Source organism: Peribacillus sp. V2I11 (genome assembly GCF_030817135.1).
Taxonomy (GTDB): Bacteria; Bacillota; Bacilli; order Bacillales; family DSM-1321; genus Peribacillus; species Peribacillus simplex.
Window position 1 is genome coordinate 4,893,778 of record NZ_JAUSYW010000001.1, and the last position, 13,517, is coordinate 4,907,294.

Annotated in this window: 12 protein-coding genes; 10 read left to right on the top strand and 2 right to left on the bottom strand. The window is 40.6% G+C overall.

All coding sequences use genetic code 11. The annotated features are described in order from the left end of the window. Nucleotides 1-216: 216 nt before the first annotated feature. On the bottom strand, nt 217-1,134 hold the full coding sequence (locus tag QFZ73_RS23960; RefSeq protein ID WP_307271515.1) for a DMT family transporter: 918 nt from the start codon (nt 1,132-1,134) through the stop codon (nt 217-219). A 402-nt stretch (nt 1,135-1,536) separates the two neighbouring features. Between QFZ73_RS23960 and QFZ73_RS23965 the strand changes: the two genes are divergently transcribed. From QFZ73_RS23965 to QFZ73_RS24000, 8 genes are all read left to right on the top strand, one after another. Beyond that, the gene (locus tag QFZ73_RS23965; RefSeq protein ID WP_307271518.1) at nt 1,537-2,493 is read left to right on the top strand and encodes a sugar kinase; all 957 of its coding nucleotides are present in this window, start codon (nt 1,537-1,539) and stop codon (nt 2,491-2,493) included. A 26-nt stretch (nt 2,494-2,519) separates the two neighbouring features. Continuing rightward, the gene (allD, locus tag QFZ73_RS23970) at nt 2,520-3,530 is read left to right on the top strand and encodes an ureidoglycolate dehydrogenase (RefSeq protein ID WP_307271521.1); all 1,011 of its coding nucleotides are present in this window, start codon (nt 2,520-2,522) and stop codon (nt 3,528-3,530) included. A gap of 8 nt (nt 3,531-3,538) precedes the next feature. Next, nucleotides 3,539-4,558, top strand: a complete 1,020-nt coding sequence (locus QFZ73_RS23975) for a zinc-binding alcohol dehydrogenase family protein (protein WP_251433775.1) — start codon at nt 3,539-3,541, stop codon at nt 4,556-4,558. Nucleotides 4,559-4,571: 13 nt separating this feature from the next. Beyond that, nucleotides 4,572-5,192: a bifunctional 2-keto-4-hydroxyglutarate aldolase/2-keto-3-deoxy-6-phosphogluconate aldolase gene (locus tag QFZ73_RS23980; protein WP_307271525.1), complete on the top strand. Its 621-nt coding sequence runs from the start codon at nt 4,572-4,574 to the stop codon at nt 5,190-5,192. Between the two features lie 12 nt (nt 5,193-5,204). Beyond that, nucleotides 5,205-6,281, top strand: coding sequence for a mannonate dehydratase (uxuA, locus tag QFZ73_RS23985; RefSeq protein ID WP_307271528.1), 1,077 nt, complete (start codon nt 5,205-5,207; stop codon nt 6,279-6,281). Next, nucleotides 6,278-7,114 (top strand): SDR family oxidoreductase, encoded by an 837-nt coding sequence (locus QFZ73_RS23990; RefSeq protein ID WP_307271531.1) that lies wholly within the window; start codon nt 6,278-6,280, stop codon nt 7,112-7,114. The genes uxuA and QFZ73_RS23990 overlap by 4 nt, the downstream gene beginning before the upstream one ends. A gap of 207 nt (nt 7,115-7,321) precedes the next feature. Next, on the top strand, nt 7,322-8,323 hold the full coding sequence (locus QFZ73_RS23995) for a LacI family DNA-binding transcriptional regulator (RefSeq protein ID WP_251433763.1): 1,002 nt from the start codon (nt 7,322-7,324) through the stop codon (nt 8,321-8,323). 156 nt (nt 8,324-8,479) lie between these two features. Next, nucleotides 8,480-9,721 carry an MFS transporter gene (locus tag QFZ73_RS24000; protein ID WP_307271536.1) on the top strand — a complete coding sequence of 414 codons (1,242 nt, stop codon included), beginning with the start codon at nt 8,480-8,482 and terminating at the stop codon, nt 9,719-9,721. Nucleotides 9,722-9,809: 88 nt separating this feature from the next. On the opposite strand, the gene QFZ73_RS24005 is transcribed toward QFZ73_RS24000, so the two are convergent. Next, a complete protein-coding gene (locus tag QFZ73_RS24005) occupies nt 9,810-10,679 on the bottom strand; it encodes an AraC family transcriptional regulator (protein ID WP_307271539.1) in 870 nt (289 codons plus the stop codon). A gap of 199 nt (nt 10,680-10,878) precedes the next feature. Here QFZ73_RS24005 and QFZ73_RS24010 point away from each other — a divergent pair, with 199 nt between their 5' ends. Then, nucleotides 10,879-12,384: a UxaA family hydrolase gene (locus QFZ73_RS24010; protein WP_307271543.1), complete on the top strand. Its 1,506-nt coding sequence runs from the start codon at nt 10,879-10,881 to the stop codon at nt 12,382-12,384. 37 nt (nt 12,385-12,421) lie between these two features. Further along, complete coding sequence (locus QFZ73_RS24015; protein WP_307271546.1) at nt 12,422-13,435, top strand: zinc-binding alcohol dehydrogenase family protein; 1,014 nt, start codon at nt 12,422-12,424, stop codon at nt 13,433-13,435. The last annotated feature ends 82 nt before the right edge of the window (nt 13,436-13,517 follow it).

The window sequence follows — 13,517 nt, forward strand, 5'->3', positions numbered from 1 at the left end:
ACATGTCCATGCAAATTTCGGGGTATATTGTAACGGATATGAATCTCTAAATTATTATTCTGCAAGTATGTTTCAAGGTTTATTATCTGTAGATGGAGGAGTGGATAGACATATATAATAAGAACCTATGACACTGCTAAGCCATTTTTTAGAATGGTGGTGTCATAGGGCCCTTTTTTTTAATAAAGTCACGAAAACGAGGTTTTGCTGTAGCCGCTAGGCAGATATACGTTTATTTTTCCTTTGGAGAATCCATATTTCAATTGCACCAGAGCCAAGCAATACTCCTGAAACAATGAAGATAAGCCCAATGAAATGTGCAGGCACAATGGCTTCATTAAGGAAAAATGCTGCCCCTAACAAAGAGAATAAGGTGTTTAAGTTAAGAAATATGGATGATTCAGCTGCGCCTACCTTACCAATGGCATAATTATAGCTCATGTGCCCCAGGGCAGTGGCAAAAATAGCGGAGAACAAGAAAGCTCCCCAGATGGATGGCGGTGCCGTTGCCAGTGAAGATAAGCCCTCTGGTTCCTTCCATAAGCTGATGGCAAAAAGAATAAAAGACCCGATAAGCATCATGTACCCGGTTAGTAATCGTGGATCCATTGTTTTTGAGGCTTTATTAATGAGTATGAAGCTCAATGCCTGTGAAAGAATCGAAAGTAAAATATCCACATCTCCCAGATTAATAGAATGAAGTCCTCCACTTCCTGCCATAACGGTAAAACTCACACCTAGGGCACCGCATATAAAGCCAAGAAGCCGGATTAAAGTGGGCTTTTTACGAAAGAATATCATGGTCAAGATGACAGTCAATATTGGCCCCATGCCCAAAATCAGTCCAGCATTCGAGGCGGAAGTCTTCGTCAATCCCTCAGCTAAAAAATAATGATGAAAAACGACACTCAAAAGTGCTCCTCCAAAAACGTAAAAAAGTTCACTTTTTTTAGGAAGACGTATTAATCCAAAGAAGAAAAGGATAATGATGACTATAAGGGATGCAGTGAAAATTCTCAAAGAGGTTATTGTTACGGGCTGCGTATTCGCAACTAAAATTTTAATAACTGAGACATTTAACCCCCATGTGATCATTATTCCGGTAAGTAAGATGTATATTCTCAAAAAACTCATTCCAAACAACCTTTCAAACTTATTTAACAATTGATATATTATACAACTTTCTCCAAATTAATAGCAAAGAGTAAAATTTGATTGAAAGCCCTTGGATGAAAAATCAGAAACTCTTAATCATTAAAAAAGAGGGAAGAAATAACCCCTTCCCTTTACCTTAATATGGCTTTTTATCATAAGTTTAGCTGCAATATAATATGAAAAAATATCAAATAAAAATAAAATTACAAATTATCAAACTTTTCTATTGTTTTTGGTAGGGTTTTCATTTACAATTTCCTTATGATTTACCAAACCGGTTTAGTAATTTACTAAATCGATTTAGCAATGAAGCTAATGAAAGTGATATGATCAAATGTTTTTGTTTTTATTTGTGATTGTTCGAAAGAAGGAGGTACTGTATTGTCATCAAAATATGGTGTTTTAACGCTGGGCGACGCCATGATTACGCTAAATCCGGAAGAGACAGGACCTTTAAGATTCGTTACCCGTTTTGAGCGAAAAGTAGGAGGCGCTGAACTGAATTTTGCCATTGGCTGTGCAAGGCTTGGCATGCGGGCAAAATGGATAAGCCGTTTAGGCAAGGATGAGTTCGGTAAAGTTATATATAATTTTGCTCGTGGGGAAGGCGTGGACATGAGTGATGTTGCCTATGTAAATGGATATCCAACATCCCTTAACTTTAAAGAACTCCGGGAAGATGGTTCCGGAAAGACATTTTATTACCGCTATCAATCTCCCATTTTAACTTTAAAACCGGAAGATATAACTGAAAGTATGTTTGAAGAGATTGATATAGTCCACCTTACTGGAGTATTTTTGGCTATAGAACCCAAAAATGTGGAAATTGCCAAGAGGGTAATGGAGATTGCAAAACAAAAAAATATACCTGTTTCTTTTGATCCGAATATCCGCTTAAAGCTATGGTCCATCGAGGAAGCAAGATCAGTTTATTATAAAATTTTTCCATATGTTGATATTTTGCTTACAGGTTTAGATGAAATAAGATTGATCATCGGAACTGACTCTAAAGAATCATTGGCGGAATTCGCAAAGGTGAATGATATTGATCAGCTTGTCATTAAGGACGGGAAACATGGGTCAAAACTATATACCAAATATGAATGGCATGAAAAAAAAGCCTTCCCCGTCATACCCGTAGATACTGTTGGTGCGGGAGATGGTTATGATGCCGGTTATATTTACGGGTATCTTAATGGACTATCAATTGATGAAAGGTTGACATTCGCAAATGGTGTAGGAGCTCTTGTCACCACTGTTGCAGGGGACAATGAAGGATTACCATATTTGGATGAAGTAATGCCTTTCATACAGAATGAAGCTGTTATAGAAAGATAGATGACTGAAAGAAATGAGGGGAGAAAATGGCAACAGTAACGATACAAGCCGAGGAAGCAAAACGATTAGTCATACAACAGCTGACCAAAGTGGGTTTAAATGAAGAAAATGCCGGAAAAATCGCGGAAGTATTGGTTCATGCCGATCTCAGAAATGTCAATTCCCATGGTGTTTTGCGGACAGAGCATTATGTGAACCGTTTACAGGCAGGAGGCATAAATCCCGATGCACAGATTTCATTTCAAAAGACAGGGCCCGTTACCGGTGTAGTTGATGGAGATGATGGTTTTGGGCATGTGATTGGCGACGTGGCCATGGACCATGCAATCGAAATGGCTAGAGATAATGGCGTGGGCATGGTGACTGTTTTTAATAGCAGCCATTGCGGGGCACTAAGCTATTTCGTTCAAAAAGCTGCTGATGCAAAGTTGATTGGCATCGCGATGTCACATACCGATAAAATTGTGGTCCCGTTCGGAGGAAAAACATCATTTCTTGGTACCAACCCAATCGCTTACGGAGTTCCTGCCAAAACGAAGAAACCCTTTATTCTTGATATGGCAACATCCAATGTTGCGCTGGGGAAAATCCTCCAGGCACGCGAAGAAGGAAAGGAAATCCCTGAAGGATGGGGAGTGGATGAAAATGGAGCTGCGGTCACAGACCCGAATAAAGTCGTTTCCCTTTCCACTTTCGGAGGCCCGAAAGGCTATGGTCTATCCGTAATAGTAGATGTGTTTTCTGGATTATTGGCCGGTGCGGCATTTGGCCCGCACATTGGGAAAATGTATGACGATCTTGATAAGAAACGGAAGCTGGGACATTATTTTTGTGTAATTAATCCTTCGTTCTTTACGGATACTGATATATTTTTAGAGCAAATGGATCAAATGATCGAAGAGCTGCAACAGGTTGAACCTGCTCCAGGGTTCGATCGGGTATATGTACCGGGTGAGATTGAACAAATCAATGAAGAAAAGAACCTGAAACAAGGTATTACGATAGCAACAAGTGTTTATGAATTTCTTACAAAGTAGGTGGGGAAATGAAAGCGGTTCAAGTACGGAAAGCTCATGAACTTATCATTCGAGAAGTGGAAAAACCACGGATTTCGAACTCGACGGATGTCCTTGTAAAAGTAAAGAGAGTAGGAATTTGCGGATCGGATATGCATATTTACCATGGTACTAATCCTCTTGCAACGCTGCCGCGGGTGGTTGGGCATGAAGTAGCGGGAGAAGTGGTGGAGATAGGTCAGGGTGTCGCGGGCATAAAAGTGGGGGATCACGTTGTTGTTGAGCCCATCAGTTATTGCGGAGAGTGTTACGCTTGCCGTAAAGGTCGCCAAAATGTTTGTGAAAAACTTTCCGTTTTTGGCGTGCATGAAGATGGTGGGCTGAGGGAATGGTTCGTCCTTCCCGAGAAACAATTACATGTTGTGGATTCCGCTTTAGCCTGGGAAGAAATAGTATTGGCTGAGCCATACACAATTGGCGCACAGGCCGTTTGGAGAGGCGAAGTGGAGGAAGGGGAAACCGTTCTTATCCAGGGAGCTGGGCCTATTGGAATTTGCATATTAAAGATGGCAAAGCTTCAAGGAGCATCAGTGATGATCACGGATTTAAGTGATGAGCGTTTGGAATTCGCTAAAGAAAGCGGCGCCGATATCATCGTCCATGCGGGAAAAGAAGATGTTCAAAAACGAGTAGAAGAATGGACGAATGGCGAAGGGGCCAACGTCATCATTGATGCAGTATGCTTGCCGATGACATTTGAATTGTCCTTCGATGTCGTGTCAACGGCGGGGCGGATTGTTGTACTCGGTTTTGATGAACGTCCTTCAGCGGTTTCCCAGCTACCAATCACTAAAAAGGAAGTATCTGTGAAAGGATCTAGATTGCAAACCGACCAGTTTCCAAAAGTGGTTAAACTTTTGAATGAAGGCAAACTCAGGCATGAAGGTTTAGTTACCCATACATTTTCGCTCGATGATATCCAGGAAGCATTTAATTTTGTTGAAAATCATCCCGAACAAGTTCGAAAAGCGATCATCGTTTTTAATTAAGGGGGTAGGAATCATGGATAAACATTCGATCATACATCAAATAACGGAAACGAAAGTTGTTGCTGTTATCCGGGGACAAGATGCGAAGGAAGCAGCACAACTGTCTAAAGCAGCTGTGGAAGGTGGTGTTCGGGCAATCGAATTGACTTATACAACACCGGGAATTGAAGAAGCTTTCAAAGAACTGCAAAATTCGGACGCACTTTTAGGAGCAGGATCGGTACTTGATCCTGAAACGGCACGACATGCGATTTTAGCTGGCGCCAATTTTGTCGTCAGTCCCTATTTTGTCAATGGCGTAGCCGAACTTTGTAATCGATACGGCATTCCCTATATGCCTGGATGCATGACAATTAGAGAAATGGCTACGGCATTGGAAGCAGGCTGTGATGTTTTAAAGTTATTTCCGGCAAACCATTTCGAACCTTCTTTCATCAAGTCGGTTAATGGTCCACTGCCCAATGTTAGGATCATGCCAACCGGCGGAATTAATTTAGATAACATGACGGACTGGCTTAATGCAGGCGCGGTATCAATCGGGATCGGCAGTGACTTGAACAAAGCCTATCAGAATGGCGGCTATGAGACCGCAGTGGAGTTAAGCAGAAAATACATGCAGAAAATTGCGGAATGATGGAGGTGCATGATGAACATTACATTTAGATGGTACGGGAAAGACAATGATACTGTTACATTGGAACACATTAAACAGATTCCCGGAGTGAAAGGGATTGTCTGGGCACTACACCAAAAACCTGTTGGTGAGGTATGGGAAAAGGATGAAATTAAAGAAGAAATCGAGTATATCCAATCATTTGGTTTTCACACGGATGTCGTAGAAAGTGTAAATGTCCATGAATCGATTAAATTGGGTAACGAAGATCGCATGATATATATAGAGAAATACAAAGAGACGATCCGGAATCTTTCAGAAGCTGGAGTGAAAGTCATTTGTTATAACTTCATGCCGATCTTTGATTGGACTCGGACGGAAATGTTCCATCCTTTGGAAGATGGTTCAACTGCCCTGTTTTATGAAAAGGCGAAAGTGGATACGTTAGATCCACAAGATTTAATTCGTACGGTAACGGAAGCTTCAGATTTAACTTTACCAGGTTGGGAACCAGAAAAAATGGATCAAATCTCTGAATTATTCGAAGCTTACAAAACTGTGGACGAAGAGCAGCTATGGGCGAATCTAGAAATATTCCTAAAAGAAATATTACCTGTTGCCGAGGCTTGCGGTATAAAAATGGCAATACACCCGGATGATCCGCCATGGTCCATTTTTGGCTTGCCAAGAATCATCACCGGAGAGTCGAGCTATGAAAAACTGATCTCGATTTCGGATTCACCATCGAATGCGTTCACCATGTGTACAGGTTCGATGGGGGCAAACCCTGAAAATGATATGGTCCAGGTGGCTAAAAAGTATGCAAACCGTTCGCCTTTCTCCCATATACGGAATGTGAAGATTTATGAAAATGGTGACTTTGTAGAAACATCCCATCATACCCAGGATGGATCTATCAATATACAGGGCGTCGTGGAAGAATTGAATAAGCAAAATTATACTGGTTATGTCAGACCGGATCATGGCCGTCATATATGGGGTGAAGTTTGCCGCCCAGGTTACGGTTTATATGACAGAGCACTGGGAATCATGTATTTGCTCGGATTATGGGATGCATATGAAGCTGGTAAATCAGGTGGGGAATCATGATTCCCATCCATGAAAACTTATCGAACAGGGTGGCAGTGATCACTGGAGGCAGCGGTGTTTTATGTTCCAAAATGGCAGTGGAATTGGCCCGTCATGGTGTCAAGATAGCTATATTGAACAGAACGGCCGAAAAAGGGCAAGAAGTGGTCGAACTCATTGAACAAACAGGGGGCACTGCGATATCCATTGCGGCAGACGTTTTGGATAGAACCTCATTGGAGAATGCAAGAGGAAAAATAATAGAAACATTCGGAAGAGTGGATCTATTAATAAATGGAGCGGGAGGCAATCATCCTGATGCCATTACAGCTCCAGAGAAATATGGGGAAGAAGCAGAAGGAAAATCCTTTTTTGATTTAGATGAAAATGGTTTCTCCCAGGTTTTTGCCAGTAATTTCACGGGTACATTTTTGGCCAGTCAGGTTTTTGGGAAAGAGTTATTGCAAGTGGAAGCACCAGTTATCATTAATGTATCTTCCATGAGCGCCTACGCTCCAATGACTAAAGTACCAGCATATAGTGCTGCCAAAGCTTCGATAAATAATTTTACCATGTGGATGGCTGTTCATTTTGCCGAAGAAGGTTTACGGGTGAATGCCATTGCTCCAGGATTCTTTTTGACGAAGCAAAATCGGGATCTTCTGCTTAATGAAGATGGCAGCCTGACGGCAAGGTCAAATAAAATCATAACTTCAACACCCATGAAGCGTTTTGGGCAGCCTGAAGATTTACTTGGTACCTTGCTTTGGCTCGTTGATGAATCCTATTCGGGTTTTGTTACAGGAATTACGGTACCAGTCGATGGGGGTTTCATGGCATACTCAGGCGTTTGAATTCAGATCCAATAAAAAGGCAATCAAGTGATGATTGTACATTAGTTGATTGAATTTGTTACACGGTATGGGAAATTGACTTTTTTACTGCATCAGAAGGTGATTGTAAAGCTTTACTTATTATAATAGAATATTCCTTATATACGAAGCCAATTTGTTTTATGGAATTAGGCAGAGAAATGAAATCACACGACAGGAATGAATGAAATGAAAACCATTACAATTACTGATGTCGCCAATCACGCGAAAGTATCAAAAAGCACAGTTTCCCAATACCTGAACAAGAGATATGAGTATATGAGTGAAAAAACCAGGAAAAAAATTGAAGAAACTATAGAAGAATTAAACTATCAGCCTAATATAATAGCGCGCAGTTTAAAACAAAAATCCACTTTTACCGTTGGGGTGGTGGTTGCCAACATCCTTCACACGTTTTCAACGCAAGTAATTAGAGCTATAGAAAACTACTTTTATGAACAAGGGTTTCATATTATCGTATGCAATGCAGATGACAACCCTGAAAAGGAAAAGAATTATATTGAAATGCTGAGAGCTAAACAAGTGGATGGGATCATCATTTTCCCCACAGGTGACAATCTTGATTTATATCAACGTATGAAGAGTGATCAATTCCCGATTGTTTTCATGGATAGGACGATCGAAGAATTGGATATTGCAACAGTCATGCTCGATAATCACCTTGCTTCCAAGTTAGCGATCGACCGATTTATTGAAAAGGGTTTTGAAAACATTGCAATCATGACCACTTCAATAATACGCGATATCAGTCCTAGAATCGAACGGATCCAAGGGTACAAGGATTCACTGGCGTCACATGGGATACCATTCAATTCTGAATATATTAAAACAGTGAACGTAGATGAAATTCCTGTTGCACTTTCAGAATTTTTCGAATTGGAAAAGCCGCCTCAAGCCATATTGGCAGGAAATGATATCGTACTTAATGAAGTATTGCGTTATATGAAACAGCACGAAATCAACATACCTGATGACATAGCGGTCATAGGAATCGATGATGTACCGTATGCCAGTTTCTATACACCGACCATTACGACGGTTAATCAGCCAGCCATTGAAATGGCCAACTTGGCAGCAGAGTTACTGCTTAGTCAAATCAATAAAACAGGAAAAGAAGATACAAGCGTGCATCGCTTGAAACCGACTTTGCTTTCACGGAATTCTTGCTAGAACCGGAAGTAAGAATTCCGTGAAAAAGAAAGCGCTTTTTTGCGGGAATTCTAAACCGATTTAGTAATAATTCATATAGGCTTTACTCTTGGTTATTAAATGGAAACGTTTCCAAAAATGCAGCTGCATTTATTGAAGCGTATAGGGGGGTACTTTATGTTTTCAAATGGTAGAGGAATGGTCATCGTTTTCTTGTTCTTGGCAGGGGTAATAAATTATCTGGACCGATCTGCACTGTCTATTGCAGCTCCGTTCATCCAAGATGATTTATCTTTAACAGCAACACAGATGGGAATTATTTTTAGTAGCTTTTCAGTTGGTTATGCCATATTTAACTTCCTTGGAGGAATGGCGTCCGATAGATGGGGTGCAAAGCTTACGCTTTTCGTGGCGATGATCGTTTGGTCTTTATTCAGTGGTGCACTTGTACTGGCTGTCGGTTTTGCGAGTATGATAGTCATCCGTATACTGTTTGGGATGGGCGAAGGTCCTCTTTCTGCAACCATCAATAAAATGGTGAATAACTGGTTCCCAGCGAATCAGCGGGCATCTGTCGTTGGTTTGACGAATAGCGGGACGCCGCTTGGTGGCGCCATTGCAGGTCCAATAGTTGGATTTATTGCAATCTCATATGGCTGGAGAGTTTCTTTCATTGCCATTATGGTGATTGGTCTTATATGGGCGATTTGCTGGTGGAAGTTCGTTAAAGAAAAACCAGAAGAGTCAAAAGAACAGAAACATACGGGGAAATCTTATGTAGCGGCAACATCGGAAGAAAAGGTGAAATTCACCTTTTATTTAAAACAAAAAACGGTTTTATTTACAGCTCTAGCCTTTTTTTCTTACAACTATATTCTCTTCTTTTTCTTAACTTGGTTCCCAAGCTATTTGGTGGATGCACGCGGCCTAAGTGTAGAAAATATGAGTATCATTACAGTGATTCCTTGGATTTTTGGATTCATCGGACTTGCTTTGGGTGGATTCGTGTCGGATTTCTTCTTTAAAAAATTCACTCAAAAAGGTGTTTTATTCTCACGTAAGCTCGTGCTAGTAACATGTTTGTTCTTATCGGCGGTATGTATCGGTTTTGCCGGACTTGTATCCACAACGATCAGTGCGGTAACACTTGTCGCACTTTCCGTCTTCTTCCTATATTTGACTGGTGCCATTTACTGGGCAATCGTCAACGATGTTGTCGACCCTGCTAATGTTGGATCCGTTGGAGGTTTTATGCATTTCTTGGCAAATACAGCAGGAATCATCGGACCGACGTTAACAGGATACATTGTCGATACCTCAGGCACATACACAGTTGCATTCTTGCTTGCAGGTGGATTGGCCATCGTTGCATCGCTTGCAGTCATCCGTTTTGTACGACCGATAGTAAAGCCTGCGTAATAGATTGTTAGAATGGAAGTGTCTCCCAATCAAGGGAAGACACTTCCATTTTTAATGAATTAAAATTTTTCATGTTTATTAGGCATGCCTAGCAGATCCGATTTTCTTTACGAAATGTAGCTGGTGTCTTTTCATTGTATTTCTTAAAGGTACGATAAAATTGGGGCATGCTTTCAAAACCACACATTTCGGCAATATTGGCAATGGTGTGATTCGTTTCCAGTAAAAGTTCCTTTGCCTTGATGATTCTTTTCGTGTTTAGATACACGATTAACCCAATTCCAGTCGTTTCCTTAAAAACCCTGCTGAAATGAGCGGGGCTGACCAAAGCTTTTTGTGCAAGTATCGTCAAATTCATTGCTTCACCAATATGTTCATTAATATAGATTAAAATATCTTTGATCCATTCTGAACTATAGCTGTTGCTCTCGGGTAAATTTTCTTTGCCATTTATCCGGGTACGGTATAAATCAAGTATGATTTGATGAACGATCAGCAAACAAGCATGCCTTGAGCCCATTGATTGGCTAGTTGTTTCTTGCAGGATGAGTTGTAACTGTTCCTCCATCTTTACTTGTTCCATTTGCGGCAATGATATCTTGTAATTCTTACTATTTTTTGTCAGGTCAAACAAATGTAAATAAGTAAAAGAATCATCAACCATGTCTTTATATATCAATGTGGGACTGAAAAAGATAACGGTGGAGGTAACAGGGTCGTCCTTATTGGGTAATGCCCTATGAATGGTATTATTCGGGATCAGGAATACATCCCCTTGCTGCATATCATAAAACACATCACCGATAAAAAATGTTCCTTTACCGTTATAAACATAAACAATTTCATAATAGTCATGCATATGATCGGACAATTCATTTTGAGGACTTTTCGTATCTTGATAGACAAAGGAAAATGGGAAAAGTAAATCATGATTTAATGCATTATGGATTTTTTTCATTTCGTTCCTCTCCTGAAAGTATAATACAACAAGAATGAGTATATTTATAGCAAAATATGCAATATATATTTCAAAAATTGATGTTAAAATTAAAGTAGTATAAAAATTTAAAAAATTCAAGCAAAAAATGAAAGGGCTTTCTGGATGGATTGACGTTTGGTTTTGAACGTCTTCACACATGATAAGGAGGGGACGAAAAATGAATAAATTTGTTCAATTGCATTCAAATGATGATGTTGTTATTTCCTTAGAGGGGATTCATAAAGGACAGAGCCTCCAGATTCAAACAGAAGACAGGGGAATGATCTATATAAAGGCAAGTGATGACATTCCTAAAGGGCATAAGATGTTAGTGAAACCGGTAAAACGAGGGGGGGACGTAATCAAATTTGGCTACTCGATAGGAAAAGCTAAAGAAGATATCTCCATTGGTGATTGGGTTCACACTCATAATCTAGCATCCGGTTTGCAGGGTATATTGGATTATTCCTATCAACCTAGCAGTCAAGATACAAAAGAGCAAAGTCAAAGTCATACCTTCCAAGGGTATATCCGTGAAAATGGGGAAGTGGGTATCCGGAATGAAATCTGGATCATCAACACGGTTGGTTGCATCAATAAAACATGTGAAGTTCTCGCTAAAATGGGAAATGAGGAGTTTAAAGATCGACAAATTGATGGGGTTCATCACTTTTCCCACCCCTACGGTTGTTCTCAATTGGGAGATGATTTGACCCATACACAGAAACTATTGGCGGCCTTGGCTCAACATCCAAATGCAGCAGGGGTTTTGGTTGTAGGGTTAGGATGTGAGAACAATCAAATCGAGGCATTTAAAGAAGTCATAGGCGAATTTCCTCCAAATCGGGTTAAATTTTTAAAAGCCCAGGAGGTTCATGATGAATTGGAGATCGGCTTACGTTTAATGGGAGAATTAGTGGAATATGCGGAAGGGTTCGTACGCATGCCGGTACCGGTTTCTAAGTTGAAAATAGGCTTGAAGTGCGGGGGTTCCGATGGTTTTTCAGGCATAACCGCTAATCCATTGGTTGGTGCGGTTTCCGACCTTATTGTAGAAAATGGCGGGACCGCGATTTTGACAGAGGTTCCTGAGATGTTTGGAGCGGAAACGATATTAATGAACAGGGCAAAAGATGAAAAAACCTTTAATAAAATCGTTGGCCTTATTAATGATTTCAAACAGTACTTCATTCGCCATGATCAGGAAATTTATGAAAACCCTTCACCTGGAAACAAGGAAGGCGGCATAAGTACACTGGAGGAGAAATCACTTGGATGCACGCAAAAAGGCGGCCATGCCACGGTAGTGGATGTAAGCCCCTATGGAGAACGAGTAGTGAAGCATGGTTTGAATTTGATCAATTCTCCCGGGAATGACCTGATTTCGGTGACGGCTTTGGCAGCAGCGGGCGCACATATCGTTCTATTCACTACTGGAAGGGGAACACCATTTGGCGGACCGGTGCCAACTGTAAAAATAGCTACGAATTCAGAATTAGCCGATCGTAAAAAACACTGGATCGATTATAATGCCGGTCGGTTGATTGAAGGTCAAAAGATCGATGAATTAAAGGACGATTTATTCCATTACATTCTTGAGCTTTCATCCGGTAAAAAGAAAACGAATAATGAAAAATTCGGATATAGGGAGATAAGCATCTTTAAAGAAGGTGTCATTCTCTAATAGCTGCTATTAAGTTATAAAAAAGGAGTGTTATTCATTGAAAAGTATCGTTTGTGAACAACCTTTTGAATTTAAGATGATCGAATCGGAAAAACCCTTTCCAAACTCAGGGGAAGCTTTAATTCGTGTGCGGCGCATAGGAATATGCGGAACGGATATTCATGCCTATGGTGGTAATCAACCCTTTTTTAGCTATCCTCGAATACTTGGCCATGAACTATCCGGTTTTATTGAGTCCATACCGGAGAATGAATCAGGGCTTAATGTCGGGGATCAGGTATCGATCATCCCCTATATGGAATGTGGAAAATGCCTGGCTTGCAGAAGTGGAAAAACGAACTGCTGTACGGATATGAAAGTATTAGGTGTACATGCAGAAGGCGGCATGAGTGAGTGGATGACGGTTCCTTATAATCATTTGGTGAGAACAGAGGGTCTCACACTTGACCAATCCGCAATGATAGAGCCTTTGAGTATAGGGGCTCACGCAGTTAGGCGCGCTGCTATTCATAAAGGGGAATTTGCACTTGTGATTGGTGCTGGTCCAATTGGCTTGGGAGTCATGGCATTCGCTAAAGAACAGGGTGCGAAGGTGATCGCTATGGATGTAAATGATGAACGCCTTGCGTTTGCGGGCAAATGGGCAAATGCCGATTATACTTTGAACGTTTTGAAGAATCCAATGGAGAAATTAGCCCAATTGACGAATGGAGATATGCCAAGCGTGGTATTTGATGCGACAGGTAATGCTAAGTCAATGATGGATTCATTTAAATATCCTGCTCACGGCGGAAGATTGATTTATGTAGGTTTAGTTAAAGCGGATATTTCCTTTAATGATCCTGACTTCCACAGTAAAGAGCTTACATTAATGGGAAGCCGTAATGCAACAAGGGATGACTTTGATTATGTCGTGAATAAGCTGAAGAATGACAAGCTGGATATGAGCCAGTATATTACACACCGCACACATTTGGATGAAATGATCAATCAGTTTGAAGGATGGTTAACTCCTGAAGCTAAAGTGATCAAGGCCATTGTCGAAATATAAGCATTAGGTATGCTGTCGTAAGGGTAACCTCTTGAAATCATACTCCAAATTGGATATTTCTGTTAGAAAGGAGTTCTTTGGT